Source organism: Agrobacterium sp. T29 (genome assembly GCF_006970545.1).
Classification (GTDB): domain Bacteria; phylum Pseudomonadota; class Alphaproteobacteria; order Rhizobiales; family Rhizobiaceae; genus Agrobacterium; species Agrobacterium leguminum.
This window is the reverse complement of sequence record NZ_CP040640.1, coordinates 712337-733344: the sequence shown is the minus strand read 5'-3', so window position 1 is coordinate 733344 and position 21008 is coordinate 712337. Positions and strand designations below refer to the sequence as shown.

The 21008-nt window shown below is 59.5% G+C and carries 19 protein-coding genes; 4 read left to right on the top strand and 15 right to left on the bottom strand.

Annotated features, from left to right (window positions below; all coding sequences use genetic code 11):
* The first annotated feature begins 49 nt into the window (after positions 1-49).
* Complete coding sequence (locus FGF54_RS03780; RefSeq protein ID WP_168208002.1) at positions 50-1264, top strand: MFS transporter; 1215 nt, start codon at positions 50-52, stop codon at positions 1262-1264.
* On the opposite strand, the gene recO is transcribed toward FGF54_RS03780, so the two are convergent.
* The 11 genes from recO to rpoZ all read right to left on the bottom strand — a co-directional run bounded on the left by recO (position 1265) and on the right by rpoZ (position 10936).
* The gene (gene recO, locus FGF54_RS03775; protein WP_142778963.1) at positions 1265-2044 is read right to left on the bottom strand and encodes a DNA repair protein RecO; all 780 of its coding nucleotides are present in this window, start codon (positions 2042-2044) and stop codon (positions 1265-1267) included.
* Positions 2045-2100: 56 nt separating this feature from the next.
* The gene (locus FGF54_RS03770) at positions 2101-2478 is read right to left on the bottom strand and encodes a response regulator (RefSeq protein ID WP_059752326.1); all 378 of its coding nucleotides are present in this window, start codon (positions 2476-2478) and stop codon (positions 2101-2103) included.
* A 138-nt stretch (positions 2479-2616) separates the two neighbouring features.
* A complete protein-coding gene (locus FGF54_RS03765; RefSeq protein WP_035262671.1) occupies positions 2617-3369 on the bottom strand; it encodes a Crp/Fnr family transcriptional regulator in 753 nt (250 codons plus the stop codon).
* 346 nt (positions 3370-3715) lie between these two features.
* A complete protein-coding gene (era, locus tag FGF54_RS03760) occupies positions 3716-4666 on the bottom strand; it encodes a GTPase Era (RefSeq protein ID WP_168208001.1) in 951 nt (316 codons plus the stop codon).
* Between the two features lie 76 nt (positions 4667-4742).
* Positions 4743-5462, bottom strand: a complete 720-nt coding sequence (gene rnc, locus FGF54_RS03755) for a ribonuclease III (protein WP_035218055.1) — start codon at positions 5460-5462, stop codon at positions 4743-4745.
* The gene (gene lepB, locus FGF54_RS03750; protein ID WP_003496938.1) at positions 5459-6205 is read right to left on the bottom strand and encodes a signal peptidase I; all 747 of its coding nucleotides are present in this window, start codon (positions 6203-6205) and stop codon (positions 5459-5461) included. The genes rnc and lepB overlap by 4 nt, the downstream gene beginning before the upstream one ends.
* Positions 6206-6413: 208 nt before the next feature.
* On the bottom strand, positions 6414-6818 hold the full coding sequence (gene acpS, locus FGF54_RS03745; RefSeq protein WP_142778961.1) for a holo-ACP synthase: 405 nt from the start codon (positions 6816-6818) through the stop codon (positions 6414-6416).
* Complete coding sequence (locus FGF54_RS03740; protein WP_035262677.1) at positions 6815-7393, bottom strand: DUF2062 domain-containing protein; 579 nt, start codon at positions 7391-7393, stop codon at positions 6815-6817. The genes acpS and FGF54_RS03740 overlap by 4 nt, the downstream gene beginning before the upstream one ends.
* A 439-nt stretch (positions 7394-7832) precedes the next feature.
* On the bottom strand, positions 7833-7979 hold the full coding sequence (locus FGF54_RS03735) for a DUF3563 domain-containing protein (RefSeq protein WP_168208000.1): 147 nt from the start codon (positions 7977-7979) through the stop codon (positions 7833-7835).
* Positions 7980-8176: 197 nt separating this feature from the next.
* Entirely contained in the window at positions 8177-10411 is a 2235-nt protein-coding gene (locus FGF54_RS03725; protein ID WP_065654813.1) for a bifunctional (p)ppGpp synthetase/guanosine-3',5'-bis(diphosphate) 3'-pyrophosphohydrolase, read from the bottom strand.
* Between the two features lie 132 nt (positions 10412-10543).
* Entirely contained in the window at positions 10544-10936 is a 393-nt protein-coding gene (rpoZ, locus tag FGF54_RS03720; RefSeq protein ID WP_035262680.1) for a DNA-directed RNA polymerase subunit omega, read from the bottom strand.
* 392 nt (positions 10937-11328) lie between these two features.
* Here rpoZ and FGF54_RS03715 point away from each other — a divergent pair, with 392 nt between their 5' ends.
* Together FGF54_RS03715 and FGF54_RS03710 are read left to right on the top strand one after the other, a co-directional pair.
* A complete protein-coding gene (locus tag FGF54_RS03715) occupies positions 11329-11898 on the top strand; it encodes an NYN domain-containing protein (RefSeq protein WP_003521125.1) in 570 nt (189 codons plus the stop codon).
* Between the two features lie 217 nt (positions 11899-12115).
* A complete protein-coding gene (locus tag FGF54_RS03710) occupies positions 12116-13615 on the top strand; it encodes a methyl-accepting chemotaxis protein (RefSeq protein ID WP_137452137.1) in 1500 nt (499 codons plus the stop codon).
* Between the two features lie 194 nt (positions 13616-13809).
* Here FGF54_RS03710 and smpB read toward each other — a convergent pair whose 3' ends face one another.
* Positions 13810-14292 (bottom strand): SsrA-binding protein SmpB, encoded by a 483-nt coding sequence (gene smpB, locus FGF54_RS03705; protein WP_142778958.1) that lies wholly within the window; start codon positions 14290-14292, stop codon positions 13810-13812.
* 161 nt (positions 14293-14453) lie between these two features.
* Positions 14454-15338 (bottom strand): 4-hydroxy-tetrahydrodipicolinate synthase, encoded by an 885-nt coding sequence (gene dapA / locus FGF54_RS03700; protein WP_142778957.1) that lies wholly within the window; start codon positions 15336-15338, stop codon positions 14454-14456.
* 465 nt (positions 15339-15803) lie between these two features.
* Here dapA and FGF54_RS03690 point away from each other — a divergent pair, with 465 nt between their 5' ends.
* Positions 15804-17876, top strand: a complete 2073-nt coding sequence (locus FGF54_RS03690; protein ID WP_168207999.1) for a lytic transglycosylase domain-containing protein — start codon at positions 15804-15806, stop codon at positions 17874-17876.
* A 333-nt stretch (positions 17877-18209) separates the two neighbouring features.
* On the opposite strand, the gene FGF54_RS03685 is transcribed toward FGF54_RS03690, so the two are convergent.
* Together FGF54_RS03685 and FGF54_RS03680 are read right to left on the bottom strand one after the other, a co-directional pair.
* On the bottom strand, positions 18210-19256 hold the full coding sequence (locus FGF54_RS03685) for a porin (RefSeq protein ID WP_142778956.1): 1047 nt from the start codon (positions 19254-19256) through the stop codon (positions 18210-18212).
* A 604-nt stretch (positions 19257-19860) separates the two neighbouring features.
* Positions 19861-20967, bottom strand: coding sequence for a porin (locus tag FGF54_RS03680; protein WP_142778955.1), 1107 nt, complete (start codon positions 20965-20967; stop codon positions 19861-19863).
* Between the last annotated feature and the right edge of the window lie 41 nt (positions 20968-21008).

The window sequence follows — 21008 nt, the reverse complement described above, 5'->3', positions numbered from 1 at the left end:
GCCATGTCCCTCTTTTTTGGGGACGCGGCGCCGCGATGGGGGAATATTCATGTCGCAAGCCACACGCCAGACCATGCCCTGGCTGATTATCGCCGCCGGGTCGCTGATCGCGGTCATGACCTTCGGCCCCCGTTCCGCCATGGGCTTTTTCCAGCTGCCGATGCTCGCCGATACCGGCTGGGACCGTTCCACCTTCGGTCTCGCCATGGCCCTGCAGAACCTCTTCTGGGGGCTCGGCCAGCCCTTCTTCGGTGCCATCGCCGATAAATACGGCACGGGCCGCGTGCTGGTGCTTTCCGGCCTGCTTTATGCCGCCGGCCTCATCTGCATGTCCTTCGGCACCTCGCCCTTCTGGCTGCATTTCGGCGGCGGCGTTCTCGTCGGGCTCGGCATTGCCGCCGGCTCCTTCAGCGTCATCCTTTCGGCCTTTGCGCGCCATGTCACGCCGCAGCAGCGTTCGCTCGCCTTCGGCATCGGCACGGCGGCGGGCTCAGCCGGCATGTTCCTGTTTGCGCCGATCAGCCAGGGCCTGATTTCCACCTATGGCTGGTCGGACAGCCTCGTCTGGCTTGCCGCGATGATGATGCTCGTGCCGCTGCTCGCCTTTCCGATGCGCGGCAATTCCTCTTCCGGCAGCCAGTCGCAGGCGCAGTTCCAGCAGACGGCGGGCGAAGCGCTGAAAGAAGCGCTCGGCCATAAAAGCTACCTGCTTTTGACCACGGGCTTTTTCGTCTGCGGTTTTCAGGTGGCCTTCATCACCGCGCATTTCCCGGCCTATCTCGGCGATATCGGCATCGAACCGCGCTACGCCGTCATCGCCATGGCGCTGATCGGCTTCTTCAACATCATCGGGTCGCTTGCCGCCGGCGTCATCGCCCAGCGTTATTCGAAGCCCTATCTGCTGGCCTATATTTATCTCGCCCGTTCGGTTGCCGTCACCGCTTTCCTGCTTCTGCCGCAATCGCCGGTTTCGGTCATCATCTTTGCGGCCGTGATGGGCATTCTCTGGCTTTCCACCGTGCCGCCGACCAATGCGCTGGTGGCGATCATGTTCGGCACGCGCCATCTCGGCATGCTCGGCGGCGTCGTGTTCCTGTCGCACCAGATCGGCTCGTTCCTCGGCGTCTGGCTCGGCGGCTTCCTTTACGACAGGCTGGGTTCCTATGATCTCGTCTGGTGGCTGGGCGTCGGCATGGGGATTTTCGCGGCCATCGTGCATTGGCCCATTCAGGAGCGACCGGCTCCGAGGCCTGCAATGGCCTAGTCAGACAGCCTTATCGAGGGCGGGCGGCATCGCCCTGCCCTCCGTTGCCCTGCGCTCAAGCGCCTTCAGCGCCGCCTGCACGAAACCGTCGCGGGCGGCGTTTTCGTTGAAGCCACGCGGATCGTAGACATGCCGATTGAGGAAATGAGCGGTGAGGCGGAAAGCCGCCGCAAGGCTGTCAGGATCGGCGGCCTTCGACTGGCCTTCGCTTAAGAAAGCCGGAAGCGACAGCATCCGCTCCGCATAGGGCGCACCTGCCGTGCGGCAAACCGCCCTGCCCGTTTTCGGCGATACATAGATGAGATCGGTGCGCAGCCCCGTCGCCGCGCATTCGGTAAGATCGAGCCCGAAACCGAGTTCGTTCAGCACCGCCAGTTCGAAGCGCACGAATAACTCCCCGGCATCGACGGGGTCATGCAGATTGTCGAGAATGATATCCAGCGCCTGATAGAGATGCGGGTGCGGATCGCGCTCCGGCAGAAGCCTGAGCAACGCGCCCATGGCCTGTACGCCATAAACGGCGGTCGCCGTTTCCATCAACTGCGCAGCGCGCAATTGCAGCGGCTCAATGCGGAATTCACCCAGATGATCGTGAAGGCGCGCCCGCCAGATGACATCCACCCGGTTGCCCGCCTGAAGCACGGGCTGCATGCTGCGGGAACGGCCGGAACGCACCAGCCCCAGATGGCGGCCACGCGAAGGGGTCATCACCTCGGCGATGACACTCGTCTCGCCATGGCGTTTGACGCCGAGAATGATTGCCTCTTCCTGCCACTGCATGAAACGCGTCCGAATTTCGATTCAGGCCCGATCATACCCGATCTGGCGGCAAAACGTTATTCTTTTACGGTATCGTCGACCGCGCCGACGAGGTTGAGAACGAAATCGATAATTTCGTTTTCCCCGAAGGGTTTGCCGAGCAACGGCGCGTGCATGAGATCTTCCGGAAAACCCGTCGTGTCGCCATAACCGCTGACAAAACCGAAGGGAATGCCCGCATCGCGCAGCCCGCGCGCGAAATCGTAGCTCTTGCCGTCGGTGAGGCTGACATCGAGAAGCACGCAATCGGCGCCGTCCTCTTCGACAGCCTGCCTCGCCTGCGCAAGCGTGGTGGCGATGGCGACGGATTCCACCCCCATGGACTGGAGAACCGCTTCGACATCGAGCGCCACCAGATATTCATCCTCAACGATGATAACCCGTTGTGGCACCATATGTTTTCTTCTTCCCAAAAAAAGACGACCGCACGGCTCGAAGCTGCGGTCTCCGACATGATTCTCCCGTGAGATATCACGACAGGAGTCGCAAATTACGGCTCCACCGTCATTTAAAAAAGACATGTCAAAGGAAGATCAGATGAAGGGTCTTTGCCGCTTTTCATCGCTTTCCCAGCCCGCCACGTTGGTCAAGCCCGCATCGTCAAGCACCAGACAGCCCTTGTCCGTCCAACGGATGAGACCGCGATCGACGAGCTTTCTCAAGGTCTTGTTGGTGTGAACGATGGACAGGCCAAGCGTGTCGGCAACGTGTTGCTGGGTGACCGGGATCGGTGTTTCGCCGGGGATGAGGTTGACCGCTTTCGCCTTGCGATAAAGAAACGCGATCAGATAGGCGGCGCGTTCCAGCGCGGTGCGGCGGCCGATGCTGAGGAGATGGCTGTCCAGCATGCGTTCCTCACTCGCCGCGATCCAGGTGAGGTCATAGGCAAGCGTCGGATGATCGGTGAAGAGGTTGTTGAGGCGGGACCGCTCGAAAACGCAGAGCGTCACCGGAGACAGCGCCTCCACCGAATGCTGCATTTCCCCCATCACCGTGCCCTGCAGACCGACGAGATCGCCGGGCATGACATAGTTGAGGATTTGCCGCCGGCCGTCCTCCAGCGTCTTGTAACGGAAAGCCCAGCCCTGCAAAACGGTGTAAAGATGGGCGCTGTGCGAGCCTTCCATCAGGATCACGGAGCCGCTTTCCACCGCAAGTTCCCCCGTTTTGAAACGCGAGACGAAATCCAGTTCGGAAGAGGAAAAATCCCGGAAATGCGGCAGGTCGCGCAGGGGACATTGCTGGCACGGGGTGGTGGAAATTCCGTTCGGTTTTTTTGGCGACATGAATATCCGTCATCGAAAAAGGTTGCGCCCAATTGTTTTGGAACAACCCGCCCGAAGGGTATTCGGTTCCCGATGGTGGGTGAAGATATTCAGTTCGTTCAAGGATTGCGTCGCGTCCCCCCCCTCGAACACACAAAAGCGAAGGGCTTGGGCAATCTCGACGTTCGCGTTGGTTCGCGACATTTCCCGCCCGTCATTCCGGCCTTGAGCCGGAATCCAGTCGACGCGCGTCGGCGCGGCGAGAGGCCTCTTTTCAGCCCAAGGACTTGGGCTGGCTGGATTCCGGCTCAAGGCCGGAATGACGGAAGCGGGTGTGTTTCCGCATCGCGCATATCGCGCCTGCGCGTTAACCCCGCGGGAACTCCAGTCCCATTTCACGGAAACGCTCGGGGTCGTCGCCCCAGTTCTCGCGCACCTTGACGAACAGGAAGAGATGCACCGGCTGTTCGAGGATTTCAGACAGCTCCTTGCGCGAGGCGGTGGAGATGGCCTTGATCGCATCGCCGTTCTTGCCGAGCGCGATCTTCTTCTGGCTGTCGCGCTCGACATAGATCACCTGCTCGATGCGCACGGAGCCGTCCTTGCGTTCTTCCCACTTTTCGGTCTCGACGTGCGAGGCGTAGGGAAGCTCCTGATGCAGACGCAGGAACAGTTTTTCGCGGGTGATTTCGGCGGCGAGCTGGCGCATCGGCAGATCGGAAATCTGGTCTTCCGGATAATACCACGGGCCTTCCGGCAGTTCGGCGGCCAGATAGTTCATCAGGTCCTCGCAGCCCGAACCGTTGGTCGCCGAGATCATGAAGGTGCGGTCGAAGGCGACCGCTTCATTGGCGGCGGCGGCGAGCTTCAGCAGGTCTTCACGCTTCACCTGGTCGATCTTGTTGAGGCAGAGGATTTTCTTCTGCGGGACATCCTTCAGACCTTCGAGGATGGTCTCCGCATCGCCCTTCAGGCCACGTTCGCTGTCGATCAGCAGCAGGATGAGATCGGCATCCTTCGCGCCGCCCCAGGCGGAGGTGACCATGGCGCGGTCCAGGCGGCGGCGCGGCTTGAAGATGCCGGGCGTGTCCATGAAAACGATCTGGGCATTGTCGTGAATGGCGATGCCGCGCATCACGGCGCGCGTCGTCTGCACCTTGTGGCTGACGATCGAAACCTTGGCGCCCACCAGCCGGTTCACCAGCGTCGACTTGCCGGCATTTGTGGGGCCGATGAGGGCCACGAAGCCGGAGCGGGTCGGAAGGGCTGCATCTTCGCCAGTCATGGCGGGGTTTTCGTGATCGGTCATGATATCCATTCAAGGTCAGAGGTATTCAACATGCGGCCCGCGGGTCCGCCATGCGCTCGATTTTGGCACCCGGCTCGCCGGGCGCTCAGTTCCGGGTGGAGGTCTTCTGCCAGACGCCTTCGCGTTCCAGCAATCTTGTTGCCGCCACCTGCTCGGCCGCGCGCTTGGAGCGCTCGACACCGGTTTCCGGCTTTACGCCGGGAATTTCGACAGTCACCGTAAAGCGTGGATCGTGATCCGGTCCGGAGCGATCGTCAACCCGGTAAGAGGGCGTGGTCGCAAATCTGGCATGCGCCCATTCCTGCAACTCGGTCTTGGCGTCGCGCCGCCCGGCATCCACGCTGGTTGCGCGGCCCTGCCAGTATTTCAGAATGAATTTGCGCGATGCTTCCAGCCCGCCATCCAGATAGATGGTGGCGATCAGGCTTTCGACCACATCGGCGCGCACGTTCAGCATCGCCTTGCCAGTCAGCTTCTTCACATCCGAGCCGGTGCGGATGAAATTATGCAGCCCCATCTCGTCGCCGATCGCGGCGCAGGATTCGGCGCTGACGAGCTGGTTCAGACGGACCGAAAGCTCGCCTTCGGTGGCGTTGCGGAAGGTGGAGAATAGCAATTCGGCGACGCAGAGACCGAGGACACGGTCCCCTAAAAATTCCAGCCGCTCGTAATTGCCGGCCGCCGCCGAGCGGGCGCTGGCATGGGTCAAGGCCCGGTCGAGCCGGGCCTTTTCCTTGAACTCATATCCGATCAACGCTTCCAGACGGGAAATCTCGTCCGCCGAAAGCGGCTTGGTCTTGCTCATTCCACAACCTTGAAGAGGCGGTCCCAACGCATGTTGGCCGGCCATTCCCAAATGCGGCTGAACGGCGTGTCATTGCCCAGCGAGAAGAAGATGACGCTGGCGCGGCCGATCAGGTTTTCTTCCGGTACGAAACCGACATCGAAACGGCTATCGAGCGAATTGTCGCGATTGTCGCCCATCATGAAATAATGGCCTTCCGGCACCACGAATTCGCGGGTGTTGTCGCCGCGCGAGTCGGGCGATTGATCGAGCGTGTCGTAGGTGACGCCATTGTCGAGCGTTTCGCGGAAGACAGGCACATTGGCGCCCGGATCGGCGCGGTAATCGGAGGTGAAGGTGCCATCGGGCTGCTTCGGCACCGGCTGGCCGTTGATGAACAGCACGCCGTTCGTCACCTGGATGCGGTCGCCCGGCAGGCCGACGAGACGCTTGATGTAATCGACTTCAGGATTGGGCGGCAGGCGGAAGACCACGACATCGCCGCGCTTCGGCTTGCTGAATTCGAGAATGCGGCCCGAAAACAGGTTCGGCGAAAAGGGCAGCGAATATTTCGAATAGCCGTAGGAGAACTTATTGACGAAAAGATAGTCGCCAACCAGAAGCGTCGGCATCATCGAGCCGGACGGGATCGTGAAGGGCTGAAACAGCACGGTGCGGATGACCATGGCCAGCAGCAGCGCCTGAATGATGACCTTGACGTTCTCCCAGAGGGCGTTCTGCTTCTTTTCAGCTTTTTCGGACACTTAAAGACCTGCCTGATTGTTTCCCGGCTTCTTCGGTTTCACGAAGGCCTCCGGGCCGTTGTTTGTCGCGCCTGCGGCGGGTGAAGCGGTTTCACGCAGCCGGCAACGCTTTCATATTTCTGCGACTTCTCTAGAACCTTTCCAGCCCGAAGGGAAGCGCTTCTGTGACACGTCCGCAAATAGGACGCCAATGCGGCTTCACCGGGTCTTACCCGTTCACGGGAAGCGCCTCGATAATCACGAATGCCTGAGCGTAAGGAAAATCGTCCGTGATCGTCAGGTGAATAGTGGCGCGGTGGCCGGCGGGCAGCAGCGCCGCCAACCTTTCCCCTGCCCCATTGGTCAACACCATGGTCGGCTTGCCGCCCGGCAGGTTGACGACGCCCATATCCTTCCAGAATACGCCGTTCGCAAGGCCGGTTCCCAGCGCCTTGGAACAGGCTTCCTTGGCGGCGAAACGCTTGGCATAGGAAGCGGCGCGGTTCTTGCGGCCATCGGACTTGGCCCGCTCGATATCGGTGAAACAGCGATGGGTGAAGCGCTCGCCGAAACGTTCGATCGATTTTTCAACACGGCGGATGTCGATCAGGTCGCTGCCCAATCCAATGATCATTTCAACATCTCCAGAGAAGCATTCTTGTTGGCGGCGCGATGCGCGAGATTTTCCATCTTGCGGCGCTGGAAACCGCTGATGAGACCATAAACGGCGATATAGGCGATGACCGCGCTGATAACGGCAGGAAGCAGCGCGCCGATGGTCATGGGTTCCAGCACCGGCGTCCAAATTTGCCGGAATTCGAGATGGCTGAACAGCGCCACGAAATCCACGTGCGCAGCGCTTTCCGTCTTCTGCCGGCCGAGGATGAAGTGCCCCAGCTCCCAGGTGGATGCCCAGATGAAGGGAAATGTCAGCGGATTGGCGAAGGTGGTGCCAAGCGCCGCCGCCACGAGATTGACGCGCATGAGAAAACCCAGCGCCATGGCGATGATGATATGTACGCCGAGAAACGGCGTCCACGCCACGCCGACACCGAGAGCGACACCGGCGGCAACCGAATGCGGAGAGGCGGAAAGCCGCAGAAGGCGCAGCTTCATATAGCGCAACGAACGGGAAAAACCCGTGCGCGGCCAGAAGAGGTCGCGAATCTTCTCTGAAAAACCAACGGGTTCACGGCGGCGAAACGGCATGGCGGCAGTCTATTTCATCGCCCGGGCTGAGCCAAGAGCATCATAGATGACGCAGGGATTTCTTTTGCAGGTGTATTCTCCGCGTCCGTCATTCCGGCCTTGGGCCGGAATCCAGCCGACGTGCGTCTGCGCGGCGAGAAGACTCTTTCCAGCCCAAGGACTTGGGCTGGCTGGATGCCGGATCAAGTCCGGCATGACGGACGCGGGATATCACGAATACAGTGAATATCGAGCCTTCGATATCAGTCCCAATTTAGTGTCGCCTATTGCGACAGGGGACTGAGCCGGAATTTTTTGCGGCGTATTGGTCAACCAGTTTGGGACAACCGCTTGAAGCGCGCATTCACATAGTTTTGCGAGACACAGCAATACACAGGCCGATACGGCTGCACCTGCTGGCTCCATACGCACGGCGACGGGCTGCCATGCGCTGAGTGCATTACCGGCGGAACAGGCCGCGGTCGATTTCGCGCTGGCGAAATTCCAGGTCGACATTCGACACGGAAGCGCTGAGATATTCGAATTCGCGTTCCTGGGCGGTCTTGCCACGAACGGCACGGGCGATCTTGCGAAGCGGAGTAAACATGATTTTCGGTCCTTTCGGTTTGGAACTGGCGTTTCTCATCGGTGTTCATCCACCGGCACGCCGCGTTTCCTTCTCTTCAATTTCTGAGATGAAAATAGTCGCAAACCGCCTCCACGACCAGAGACAGGAAAAGGCCGCTGCCATGCATTTAATGCATAACAGCGGCCTTTTAGTATTTGCAAAGGATCAAAAATGCCTCAATCGAAGGCACGCGTCACTGTCGAGACGCAATCGAGATCCTTGAGCTGCGACAGAAGCTGGTTCAGCTGCCTGAGATCCCAGACTTCGACATCCAGCGCCAGCTCGGAGAAATCCGTGCCGATGCGGACCATGTTGAGGCCGCGAATATTGACGTCCAGCGTGGCGATGGACTGCGCCACCGAGGCGAGCGTGCCCGGCTCGTTCAGCGCATTGATCATCACCCGCGCCATGAAACGCGACTTGTTCGCCTCATCAAGATCCCAGCGCACATCGATCCAGCGCTCCGGCTCGTCGTCGAAGCGTTGCAGCGCCGGCGCCTGAATCGGATAGATGGTGATGCCCTTGCCTTTTTCCATGATGCCGACAATGCGGTCACCCGGAACCGCGCCGGCGGCACCGAAATGCACATCGACATTGCCGGAAAGGCCACGGATGGGCAGCGGGTCCGGTCCATCCAGCATCTCGGCCGCACCGTCGTCCTCAAGCACCGAGCGCGACTTGCCGGGGATCTTGAAGACCATGCCGGAGGCGCTGCGCATGTTGAACCAGCCATCGTCGCCGGTCATCTTCACCGTCACGCGCTCGTCCTGATAATCCGGGAACACCGCGCGCAGGACATCGAGCGAGGAAACCTCGCCACGGCCGACGGCGGCAATGGCATCTTCCACGTCCTTCTGCGCCAGACGATGCAGCACGGGCTTCAGCGCTTCCCGCGAGAAGGCCTTGCCGGCACGTTCGAAGGTGCGTTCCAGAATGCGATAACCGAGACCGGAATATTGCTTGCGGATGGCCATGCGAGTGGCGCGACGAATGGCCGAGCGGGCCTTGCCCGTCACCACCACCTCTTCCCATGCGGCCGGCGGCACCTGCACGCCGGAGCGGATGATCTCCACCTCGTCGCCGTTGTTCAGACGGGTGACGAGCGGCATGATCCGCCCGTTGATCTTCGCGCCAACCGTCGTATCGCCGATATTGGTGTGAACGGCATAGGCGAAATCGATGGGCGTCGCGCCGCGCGGCAGGGCAATCAGCTTGCCCTTCGGCGTAAAGCAGAACACCTGATCCTGGAAAAGTTCGAGCTTGGTGTGCTCGAGGAATTCTTCCGGGCTGTCGCCTTCGGCCAGCGATTCGATGGTGTGGCGCAGCCAGGAATAGGCGTTCGATTCCGGCGAGAGCAGATCGCCCTCCCCGTTTTCGCCATCCTTGTAAAGCGCATGGGCGGCGATACCGAATTCGGCGATCTCATGCATGCGCTTGGTGCGGATCTGCAGCTCGATACGCTGGCGCGACGGGCCAACGATGGTGGTGTGGATGGAACGATAGTCGTTCTGCTTGGGTGTCGAGATATAATCCTTGAAGCGGCCCGGCACGACGCGCCAGCGGGTATGCACGACACCCAGCGCCCGATAGCAGGACGGAATATCATCCACCAGAATGCGGAAACCGTAGACATCGGAAAGCTGCTCGAAGGAAAGCGACTTCGACTGCATCTTGCGGAACACCGAATAGGGTTTCTTCTGCCGCCCTTTGACATTGGCGCCGACCAGACCATTCGCCACGAGAAGCTCGCGCAGCTCGTCCTCGATCTTTTTGATCAGCCCTTCATTGCGCGTTTCCAGTTCCTGCAGGCGGTTCGTCACCGTGCCATAGGCTTCCGGGTTAAGATAGCGGAAGGACAGGTCCTCCAGTTCGTCGCGCATATCCTGCATGCCCATGCGGCCGGCGAGCGGCGCATAGATTTCCATGGTTTCTTCGGAAATGCGGCTGCGCTTGTCGGCCGGCATATATTCCATGGTGCGCATATTGTGCAGACGGTCTGCGAGCTTCACCAGAAGAACGCGCACGTCGTCGGAAATGGCGAGCAGCAGCTTGCGCAGGTTTTCCGCCTGCTTGGCCTTGCGGGTGACGAGGTCGAGCTTCTTGAGCTTGGTCAGCCCCTCCACCAGCCGGCCGATATCTTCGCCGAAGAGCTCGTCGATTTCGGCGCGGGTGGCGGTGGTGTCCTCGATCGTATCGTGCAGCAACGCCACCGCGATGGTCGATTCGTCGAGATGCATTTCGGTGAGGATCGCGGCAACTTCGAGCGGATGCGAAATATAGGGGTCGCCATTGGCCCGCTTCTGCTGGCCGTGTTTCTGCATGGCGTAAACATAGGCCTTGTTCAGCAGGGCCTCATTCGCATCCGGTTTATATTTTTGAACCCGCTCAACGAGTTCGTATTGCCGCATCATGCGATATTCCACAAAAAGAAAGCGCGCCAACCTGAGGGTCGGCGCACAATGCTGCATCAATAGGGATCAGATTATGACGGCAACTATTGACAGACGGTAACCGCCGCCTGCCAAAGGCATCATAAAATCCTATCAATAGTCGTCATTTTTTTCCGGCGGCACAAGGCCTTCGATACCGGCCAGCAGTTCTTCTTCCGACATCTGGTCGAAAGTAACGGTTTCCGGCTGGTCGTCTTCTTCGCCATCGGCAATGGCGGAGGCGGCGAGCGTGACCGGATCGGGCTCGGGCTCGTCCACTTCCACATGCTTTTGCAGCGAGTGGATCAGGTCTTCCTTCAGATCGTCGGGAGACAGCGTCTCGTCGGCGATTTCGCGCAGCGCCACAACCGGGTTCTTGTCGTTGTCGCGGTCAACCGTGATGGAAGACCCTTGAGAAATCTGGCGCGCACGGTGGCTGGCGAGAAGCACCAGCTCGAAACGGTTGTCTACTTTATCAATGCAATCTTCAACTGTGACGCGGGCCATTGCCTGTCCTTTGCGGGTCGTAATGTCGTGGATCAGAGCGCCGTGCGATGTTCGGGGTGCACAAGGGTTGCTCTAACCTATTGAATCTGCGCTTCGTGCCTTGCGAAAAACATTCAAGATTTCTCGCGACGATGCTTTCCAGCTTCCGATACAGCCATTGGCCGCGGAATTCAAGTTTTTCCTGTCTTTGGCGTCTTTTGGCACCTTATTGCCCACCTTTGGCGTCTGATGAACAAAATGTCTAGAAGAATTGTCTTGGAATAAGGGGGAAGGTAGCTTACTTAAAACGCAACGGCGATACGCAAAGCTCGTTGATACGACATGTTTTTTTGCGTTATCGACCGGATATAAAAGCCAGATAATGGCCTTTCCAAAAAAAGGAATGGGATGGAATGTTCGATCCACGGGAGAAAATTGCGCTCTTCATAGACGGAGCCAATCTTTATGCAGCATCGAAAAGCCTGGGATTCGATATCGACTACCGCAAGCTCCTGAAGGCGTTTCAAAAGCGTGGATACCTGCTGCGCGCCTATTATTACACCGCGCTCATCGAGGATCAGGAATATTCCTCGATCCGCCCGCTGATCGACTGGCTGGATTATAACGGCTACAAGGTCGTGACGAAGCCAGCGAAGGAATTCACCGACGCTCTCGGCCGCCGCAAGATCAAGGGCAACATGGATATCGAACTGGCAGTCGATGCCATGGAACAGTCCGAGACGGTCGATCATCTGGTGCTCTTCTCCGGCGACGGCGATTTCACCACGCTGGTAGATGCGCTGCAGCGCAAGGGCCGCAAGGTTTCCGTGGTTTCCACCATGGCCACGCAGCCCGCCATGATCGCCGACGACCTGCGTCGCCAGGCCGATCACTTCATCGATCTGATGACGCTGAAGGCCGAGATCGGGCGCGACCCGAACGAGCGCCCTGCCCGGCACGCCGAAAGCCCGGAAACGATCTGATCCTAGCTTTCGCATCGCTGATATTTCAGAAACGCGCCCATCGCAAAGACGGGCGCGTTTTTGTTTGACACCCTGTCGGCAGGGCAAAAATTCCCTTTGGAATTAACAACCGTCAAATCCGGCCAGTCGAAATTATATCTTGGTTAATTTTAGACGTGTCTAAATCACGCAACGGCACCAGCGACGTGATTTGGGTGTCAAAGCAGGATGACTAGACATGCATGGCCAGACAAAAACCGACCGACAGCTCGATGAAAGACTGAATTTTCTGGGGCTCGGCCACGAGCAACGGCAAAATCTTTCAGACATGAAGGGCGTCATCACCGGCTCTCTCGATGCGTCTCTGGATCGTTTTTACGCGAAGGTTCGCTCAGTGCCGGAGACGGCGAAATTCTTCGCCAACGACGCGCATGTGCAGCACGCCAAGGGCATGCAGCTCAAACACTGGGCAAGGATCGCTTCCGGCACCTTCAACGCGGATTATACCGATGCCGTAACCGCCATCGGCCGCACCCATGCGAGACTGGGGCTGGAGCCGAGATGGTACATCGGCGGTTATGCCCTGATGCTCGACGGCATCGTCAAGGCCCTGATCGAGTCCGAGTTGAAGGGCTTTTTCATGGAGAAGAAGGCCAAGAAGGTGAAGGACGCCTTGTCGGCCACCATCAAGGCCGCCCTTCTCGACATGGATTATTCGATCTCCGTCTATCTCGACGTGCTGGCCGCCGAGCGGCAGAAGGTGGAAGCCGAACAGGCGCAGATGAAGAAGGAACAGGAGCACGTTCTCGCACTGCTCAACAGCGCCCTCGACAGGCTGGCGAATGGCGACCTCACCTCCAGTATCGGCGAAAAGACCGCACCGCAATTCGAAGGGCTGGTCGCCAATTTCAACGCTGCGGTCGGCAATCTCTCCGGCGCATTCGCGCAGATCGTCGAAGAGGCGAACAAGATTTCCGGCAATACGCGCGAGCTGACTTCCGCGACCGACGACATGGCCCGCCGCACGGAGCAGCAGGCCGCCGCCCTTGAGGAAACCGCCGCCGCCGTCGAGGAAATCACCACCATTTCCAAATTGTCGGCGCAGCGTTCCGAAGAGGCCAAGGCCATTGTCGAAAGTTCGGCCGTTGAAGCCGCGCGCTCGCGCGATGTGGTGACGGAAGCGGTGAAGGCGATGGGGGCCATCGAGGACTCATCGCAGAAGATCACTCAGATCATCTCCGTCATCGACGAGATTTCGTTCCAGACCAACCTTCTGGCGCTGAATGCCGGTGTGGAGGCCGCGCGCGCCGGCGAGGCCGGCAAGGGGTTCGCCGTCGTCGCACAGGAAGTGCGTGAACTCGCACAGCGCTCCGCCACCGCCGCGAAGGAAATCAAGACGCTGATCGCCAAGTCTTCCGAAGACGTGATGCAGGGTGTCTCACTGGTCAACAAGACGGGCGAATCCTTGAATACGATCGGCAACAAGGTGGATCACATCCAGGAACATATCGCCTCGCTGACCAAGGCGGCGCAGGAACAGTCCGTCGGCATTCAGGAAATCAATGCCGCCATCAACAGCATGGACAATCTGACCCAGAAGAATGCGGCCATGGTGGAAGAGACGAATGCGGCGACGCATAATCTGAGCGATGTCAGCGCCAATCTGGCGGCGCTTGTCAGCCGGTTCAGCGTTTCGACGACGAAGGCGCATGTGGAGCGGACGTACCGGGCGGCGTGACGGGCGCAGCGGGCAGCAACACACTCCCGTCATCCCGGCCTTGAGCCGGGATCCAGCCAGCCCAAGTCCTTGGGCTGAAAGGACTCTTTCCACGGCGCAGACGCGCCGTGGCTGGATGCCGGATCAAGTCCGGCATGACGGAAGAACAAGTGGCGAAAGGCCGCTACCCTCTACGCCGCGAAATCTCCTGCCGCTCAGGCGTTGCCACCCTTCAGCAACCGCGATTTCTGCCGGTTCCAGTCGCGTTCCTTCTCCGTCTCGCGCTTGTCGTGCAACTTCTTGCCCTTGGCGAGCGCCAGTTCCAGCTTCGCGCGGCCCCTGTCGTTGAAATAGATCTTCAAGGGCACCAGCGTCATGCCTTCACGGTTGATGCCGGCGCGCAGGCGGTTGATCTCGCGCTTGCTCAGGAGCAGCTTGCGGCGGCGGCGCGGCTCGTGGTTGAAGCGGTTGGCCTGCAGATATTCCGGCAGGTGGGAATTGATGAGCCAGATTTCTTCGCCCTCGTCCGAGGCGTAGGATTCGGCGATATTCGCCTTGCCTTCGCGCAGCGACTTGACCTCGGTGCCGGTCAGCACGAGCCCTGCCTCATAGGTGTCGATGATTTCGTAGTTGAAACGAGCCTTGCGGTTTTCCGCAACGATCTTGTTCACCACGCGCTGGCTGCCTTTGGGGGCCATGATATTTCAATCCCTTGTTTTTCTTATTGCGCCTTCGGCTTACCGCCGAGAGCGGTTTTCGAACCCCTATTTAATGTTGTCGCCGCGAAAAGAAAAGGCGCGCCGAACGGCTTCTGTTGCGAAGCGGTTCATGGCGCGCCTTAAACGCTTTAAGGCGTGTCTCAGTTCATCAGGCCGGCGTGCTTCAGCGCCGCGTCGATGGCCGCTTCCGTTGCCGGTTCCAGCGTGCTCATCAAGGGCGAGCGGACCCGGCGGTTGCCGCCGCGCGTCTTCGACAGTGCGTATTTCGTGCCGCAGACACCGGGCTCCATGAAGATCGCCTTGTGCAGCGGCATCAGGCGATCCTGATAATCCAGCGCCTTGGCATAATCGCCGGCGAGCATCGCCGCCTGGAACTCCGAACAGAGGCGCGGCGCGACATTGGCGGTGACGGAAATGCAGCCGACGCCGCCATGGGCGTTGAAACCGAGCGCCGTGCCATCCTCGCCCGAAAGCTGGATGAAGTCCTTGCCGCAGGAAATGCGCTGTTCGGAAACGCGGTCGATCTTGCCGGTCGCGTCCTTGACGCCGACGATGTTCCTGTGCGCCTTGACCAGTGCGCCCATGGTTTCCGGCGACATATCCACCACCGAGCGCGGCGGGATATTGTAGATGACGATAGGCAGCTTCACCGCTTCGGCAATGGCGGAAAAATGCGCGAACAGGCCCTTCTGGGTCGGCTTGTTGTAATAAGGAGTGACAACCAAGAGCGCATCCGCGCCGGCTTCCTGCGCATGCAGCGCAAGCTCGATCGCCTCATCGGTATTGTTGGAGCCAGCGCCCGCAATGACCGGAACCCGTTTCGCCGCTACCTCGATGCACAGCTCGACGACACGTTTGTGCTCGTCGTGGGACAGGGTTGGAGATTCCCCCGTCGTGCCCACCGGCACAAGTCCGTTGCTGCCTTCGGCGATCTGCCATTCCACATGGGCGGCAAATGCCTGTTCGTCCACGGCGCCATTGTCCGTGAACGGGGTAATGAGGGCGGGAATTGATCCCTTGAACATGCAAAGCTCCTGGCGCCGAGCCGGTTCATGCTTCGGCCGCATTCGATGGTTAAAACCGGCACACATTAGTGCCAGCCCTTGGCGCCGACAAGCGCAAAGGCAGGGTATTTTGTCCGAAATTGTCGGAAGTGTGACAGTCTCCGGGCTGCAATCGGCAAGCATAAAAAGCAGGCGCCGAAATGAGACGCCGCTCGCGGGACGGTGAATAAAAGTTGATTGAATTGCAGGGCGGCGATTAACATTTCATTAAGCCTGAAATCCCAAGATTTCCGGGTGGGACATCAGACCGTTTTCGGCAATCCCGCTGCAATGAAATGATATTAGAGCATTTCCAGTAAAAGTGCGTAGCGGTTTTACGTCCGGAAAATGCGGAAAAGCAAAGAGCCAGAGCATGTCGAACGATTCCGGTTAACAGGACGTGCTCTGAAAGAAAGTCGGCAACTCCGTTACACGATGAAGAACGGCATGAAAAAGACAGTCTGGGGATTGATGGCGGCGGGCCTTGCCGCAACCGTTTGGAACGCATTGGCCGGGCCGCTGCCGGAAGGTGCGGCGCCGCTTCCCTATGTCAAGCCGAATGCGCCGACCGTTCCGGCCTTCATGCCGGCCTCGCCCGAGATCACCGGCGCCATACCGCGCCTCGACCGCCCCGACGATACAAGCCAGTTGAAGGCCGGCCTCGATGCGCTCTCCAGCCGGGATGCGGCGCGCGCGATTGCGTTGCGCAACACCATGCCGACCGGCAGTCTCGACCGCCATATCCTCACCTGGGCAATCGCCGTTTCCGGCCAGAAGGACGTCGCTTCCGCCGAAATCGCCGCCGCCCAACGCGAGCTCTCCGGCTGGCCGGGTGCCGCCACCCTGCGCGCCAATTCCGAAAAAGCGCTTTACCGAGAAGATCCGCCGGCGTCCCAGGTGCTTGCCGCCTTCGGCAATAGCCGGCCGGAAACTGCGGAAGGCAGCGTGGTGCTCGCCAAGGCGCTCGCTTCCTCCGACAAGGGTACGGAATCGCAGCGTCTCATTCGCCAGCTCTGGGTGAGCGAAGGCATGGACAAGGACATGGAAGACCGTGTGCTTGCCGAGTTTCCCACCTATCTGACGCCCGCCGATCACAAGGCGCGCATGGATTATCTGATGTATCGCAGCCGCATCGGCCAGGCGAAGCGTTTCGGCGATCTCGGCAAGGCGCAGTCGCTTTACAATGCCTGGGCGGCCGTGCTGCAGCGATCCACTACTGCGACTGCGCTGCTCGGCAAGGTCGACGCCTCCTGGCGCGGCGACCCCGCCTATCTTTTCGCGCGGGTGGAAAACCTGCGCAACCAGCAGAAATATTCCGAAGCCGCCGTGCTTTTGCGGCAGGCCCCGAAGGAAGCGGCCAAGCTCGTCAATCCGGGCGAATGGTGGAACGAGCGACGCATCATTGCGCGCGGCGTCGCCGATCTCGGCGATTTCGCCGAGGCCTATCGCATCGTCGCCAATCATTCGGCCACCTCCGCCGTCGATACCGCCGATGCGGAATTCCATGCCGGCTGGTATGCGCTAAGAGCGCTGCGCGATCCCGCCACGGCTTCGCGTCACTTCAACACGCTGCTTCAGACTTCGAACCGACCGCTTTCGGCGTCGCGCGCCTATTATTGGCTCGGGCGGACGGCGGAAGCGGGCGGACCGGGGGATGCCCGCGACTTTTTCACCAAAGCCGCCGCTCATCCCGGCACGTTTTATGGCCAGCTCGCTGCTGCACGAATCGGCGCCAAGACGCTGAATGTCACCTATCCTAGCCCCAGCAGCGGCGACCGCGAACGTTTCGCCGGCCGCGAAGCCGTGCGCGCCATCGACCGGCTGGAAGCAGCCGGTTACGGCTGGCGGGCCGATAGCCTTTACCGGTCGCTGGCGGAACAACTCGACAGCCCCGGCGAGCTTGCCATTTTGGCGGCAAGGGCGGAGGGCAACGGCAACCATCAGGTTTCGCTGCAAATCGGCAAGACGGCTTTCAGCCGCGGCATCGATGCCGCAGCGCTCGCCTATCCGCTCGGCGTCATTCCCGCCAGCGCCAATATTGCCGGCTCCGGCAAGGCGCTTGCTTACGCGATTGCCCGGCAGGAAAGCGCCTTCAACCCGGCTGCCATCTCCGCCGCCAATGCGCGCGGCCTGCTGCAACTGCTGCCCGGAACCGCCAAGGGCGTGGCCGGACGCCATGGCCTGCCCTACACCCAGGCACGGCTGACCACCGATGCGGGCTATAACGCCACGCTCGGCGCGCATTATCTCGGCGAGCAGATCGACAGTTTCGGCGGCTCCTACATCCTCACCTTCATCGCCTATAATGCCGGGCCAAAGCGCGTGCCGGAATGGATCGCCCGCTATGGCGACCCGCGCGGCAAGCCGATCGACGAGGTGGTCGACTGGATCGAGCGCATCCCCTTCCCCGAAACCCGCAATTACGTGCAGCGGGTGATGGAGAATTATCAGGTCTACAAGACGAGGCTCGGACAACAGGCCGATATCGTTGACGACCTGCGCCATGGGCGTGCGGGGTAAAGCCGGCTTCCTCAGGTGACGAGCGGAGCATTCAAGCACCTGCCGGCCAGCGCTCCAGACCGCTGAAAAAGCCTGAAGTTCTCTTCCGTTATGCTCGGGCCTGTCCCGAGCATCTGCGACGTTTAGATTTTATGCGACGTGGCTGGATCACTGGGACAAGTCCCGGGGATAAGGTCGACGGCTTGGGCAGATTTGCCGATAAGCGAGAGGCCAGCTGACCGATGCTGCAAAGCACAAGCAATTCCCGAAAGACTTATATTTCCACCCGAGCTTCAAAACGAAAAACCCCGGCATTTCTGCCGGGGTTTCCATCACTGACAATGTCAGATCAGATTAGAACGAACGCTGAAGGCGAACGAAACCGGTCCAGCTGTCGCCATTCGGACCATCGATGTCCTGATAGTTTGCAGCAACCTTGGCATCCAGACCCTGGGTGATCTTGTAATCAACCGTCAGACCAGCGCGCCATGCATCGCGGTCGCCAGTGAAGTCACCGTCCGGAGCGATATCGATCGTGCCGAGGTACTGAGCGCCGGGGGTGATGGTCAGCTTGTCGGTAGCCTTGATGGCGTATTCAGCAGCAACAGCCCACTCGGATTCTTCGTAGTAGTAGTTTGCGCCGGAAGCCCAAACACCGGAGATACCGAAGGTGCCCGGACCGATGTCAGCCGTGACGATTGCACGGATAGCACCATTTTCCTGGTCGGTGTCGTAGGAGCCGAGCAGGTTTGCGCTGACAGCACCGAACTTGGCACCGATGATACCGCTTACACCAACGTTGTTCGGGCCTTCAAAGACGCCGCCCTTGGCAATGCCGAGGTTCGACGTAGCGTCGCGGGTAGCGTCAAGCTCTTCAACGCTGATGCCGGCATAGAAGGAACCAGCGTCGTAGGTGTAACGCAGAGCGTTGCCACGGGTGGTGTTCGAAGACAGGATATCGGTTTCGCCGGAGAGATCGTCATCCCACCAGGTGTACATGTAACCGACCTTCAGGCCGCCGAGTTCGATGAAAGCCTGGTCGACGTTGACGCCACGGTCGCTGTCGTTGTTGGCTTCGCCACGCAGACCGATGTAACCGCGCAGAGCGCCGAGCTCGGTGTCGGTGCGGGTGTCGATGTTGAACTGGGCGCGCGTGAACGAGTTCCAGTCAGACGTGCCGGACTTGTTACGGCCGAAGTCGGTCTGGAAACGGATGTAACCGTCGAACTTCAGGCAGGTTTCGGTGCCGGGGATGTAGAAGAAGCCGGTGCCGAAAGCGTCGCAAACGCGAACGTATTCCAGGGGCTCGGGCTCGGCAGCGACGATAGCGTCAGCGGCCTGTGCGCCGGATACTGCTGCGAGAGCCGCAGCGGAGCCGATGAGAAGGCTCTTGATGTTCATGGTTGACCTCCAGTCAAACGCTTAATCTTCTAAGCAGCGGGTGGGAAAGCACTTCAGAAATGCGTGCCGCTTATGAAGCTGATTAGAGCCAAAACGGGCCGCACAGGCAATCGCAATCGTGACAGAAGGAAGACAGTAAGGTGTCCTTAGTTTTTCATTGTTGCGAAATAGCTACAATTCTAACCGACGGGACCCCATTCGTTAAAAAATCGTTAATAACCTATGCTTTTCAGTCACTTAACAAGAGGCTCGAAAAATCCGCCGTGAGAAAACCCACGAGATCACCTGAATCTGGACACGATCAGGCCACCGGAAATTGTTCAAAAGACGATTGCAATCTGCAGAGGACCCTACTTCTGCAAGAAAAAACTGACCGAAAAGCAAAAACCCGCAGCTTCGGATTCCTTAAACGACTCAAGGCTCCCGATACCGAGCGAATCGATGGGCATGTGTAGCGGTCTGCTCCGAGTATAAACCTGCGGAAAATCGGAACGCCGCCACGATCTCCTCACCTGTGGCGATGCCTGCCCTATCAAGATGCCATTCAAACAAAAAAGCCCGGCTCGAGAGCCGGGCTTTCCATCACTGACAATGTCAGATCAGATTAGAACGAACGCTGAAGGCGAACGAAACCGGTCCAGCTGTCGCCACCGCCGTTAACACCTTCGGTGCCGTCGACGTCCTGGTAGTTAACCGAGACGAGCGTGGAAAGGCCCGAGGTGATCTTGTAGCCAACAGCTACACCAGCGCGCCATGCATCGCGGTCACCCGTGAAGTCGCCATCGGTGCCGATGTCCAGCGTACGGAAGTACTGGAAGCCGGGGGTGATGGTCAGCTTTTCGGTTGCCTTGATTGCGTATTCAGCAGCAACGGTCCACTCAGACTCTTCGTAGTAAGCGTTAGCGCCAGAAGCCCATACGCCGGAGAGGCCGAGGGTGCCCGGGCCGATGTCAGCCGTGACGATTGCGCGGATAGCACCGTTTTCAGCGTCGGTGTCGTAACCGCCGAGCAGGTTAGCCTTAACGGCGCCGAAGTTACCGCCGATGATAGCGCTGATACCAACGTTGTTGTCGCGCTGACCGTTCAGAACGGTCCAGTTGAGCTGCGAAACGCCGAGGTTGTTGGTGAGGTTCAGACCACCGTCAACGGTCGTGCCGTTACCAGCAACAACGCGCTCGAGTTCTTCAACTGCAACACCAGCGTAGAAGGAGCCAGCGTCGTAGGTGTAACGGATAGCGTTCAGACGCGTGTTGTTCGAGCTGAGCTGATCAACTTCGCCAGACAGGCCGTCATCCCACCAGTTGTAGTAGTAACCGACCTTCAGGCCGCCGAGTTCGATGAAAGCCTGGTCGACGTTAACGCCACGGCTGGAATCGTTGCTGGCATCGCCACGGAAGCCGATGTAGCCGCGCAGAGCGCCAAGCTCGGTGTCGGTGCGGGTGTCGATGTTGAACTGAGCGCGCGTGAACGAGTTCCAGTCAGACGTGCCGGACTTGTTACGGCCGAAGTCGGTCTGGAAACGGATGTAACCGTCGAACTTCAGGCAGGTTTCGGTGCCGGGGATGTAGAAGAAGCCGGTGCCGAAAGCGTCGCAAACGCGAACGTATTCCAGGGGCTCAGGCTCAGCAGCGACGATAGCGTCGGCAGCGTGAGCGCCGGATACTGCTGCGAGAGCCGCAGCGGAGCCGATCAGAAGGCTCTTGATGTTCATGGTTGACCTCCAGTCAAAGTTTTTAAGTGGGTCTGGGTACT

What these genes read in the sequence shown, in the direction of transcription:
- FGF54_RS03690 (WP_168207999.1), top strand. Translation starts at nt 15,804, where the DNA reads ATGAAAAAGACAGTCTGGGGATTGATGGCGGCGGGCCTTGCCGCAACC.
- dapA (WP_142778957.1), bottom strand. Translation starts at nt 15,338, where the DNA reads ATGTTCAAGGGATCAATTCCCGCCCTCATTACCCCGTTCACGGACAAT.
- FGF54_RS03770 (WP_059752326.1), bottom strand. Translation starts at nt 2,478, where the DNA reads ATGGTGCCACAACGGGTTATCATCGTTGAGGATGAATATCTGGTGGCG.
- acpS (WP_142778961.1), bottom strand. Translation starts at nt 6,818, where the DNA reads ATGATCATTGGATTGGGCAGCGACCTGATCGACATCCGCCGTGTTGAA.
- era (WP_168208001.1), bottom strand. Translation starts at nt 4,666, where the DNA reads ATGGATATCATGACCGATCACGAAAACCCCGCCATGACTGGCGAAGAT.
- FGF54_RS03710 (WP_137452137.1), top strand. Translation starts at nt 12,116, where the DNA reads ATGCATGGCCAGACAAAAACCGACCGACAGCTCGATGAAAGACTGAAT.
- FGF54_RS03765 (WP_035262671.1), bottom strand. Translation starts at nt 3,369, where the DNA reads ATGTCGCCAAAAAAACCGAACGGAATTTCCACCACCCCGTGCCAGCAA.
- rpoZ (WP_035262680.1), bottom strand. Translation starts at nt 10,936, where the DNA reads ATGGCCCGCGTCACAGTTGAAGATTGCATTGATAAAGTAGACAACCGT.
- FGF54_RS03715 (WP_003521125.1), top strand. Translation starts at nt 11,329, where the DNA reads ATGTTCGATCCACGGGAGAAAATTGCGCTCTTCATAGACGGAGCCAAT.
- smpB (WP_142778958.1), bottom strand. Translation starts at nt 14,292, where the DNA reads ATGGCCCCCAAAGGCAGCCAGCGCGTGGTGAACAAGATCGTTGCGGAA.
- FGF54_RS03685 (WP_142778956.1), bottom strand. Translation starts at nt 19,256, where the DNA reads ATGAACATCAAGAGCCTTCTCATCGGCTCCGCTGCGGCTCTCGCAGCA.
- FGF54_RS03725 (WP_065654813.1), bottom strand. Translation starts at nt 10,411, where the DNA reads ATGATGCGGCAATACGAACTCGTTGAGCGGGTTCAAAAATATAAACCG.
- rnc (WP_035218055.1), bottom strand. Translation starts at nt 5,462, where the DNA reads ATGAGCAAGACCAAGCCGCTTTCGGCGGACGAGATTTCCCGTCTGGAA.
- FGF54_RS03740 (WP_035262677.1), bottom strand. Translation starts at nt 7,393, where the DNA reads ATGCCGTTTCGCCGCCGTGAACCCGTTGGTTTTTCAGAGAAGATTCGC.
- FGF54_RS03680 (WP_142778955.1), bottom strand. Translation starts at nt 20,967, where the DNA reads ATGAACATCAAGAGCCTTCTGATCGGCTCCGCTGCGGCTCTCGCAGCA.
- recO (WP_142778963.1), bottom strand. Translation starts at nt 2,044, where the DNA reads ATGCAGTGGCAGGAAGAGGCAATCATTCTCGGCGTCAAACGCCATGGC.
- FGF54_RS03780 (WP_168208002.1), top strand. Translation starts at nt 50, where the DNA reads ATGTCGCAAGCCACACGCCAGACCATGCCCTGGCTGATTATCGCCGCC.
- FGF54_RS03735 (WP_168208000.1), bottom strand. Translation starts at nt 7,979, where the DNA reads ATGTTTACTCCGCTTCGCAAGATCGCCCGTGCCGTTCGTGGCAAGACC.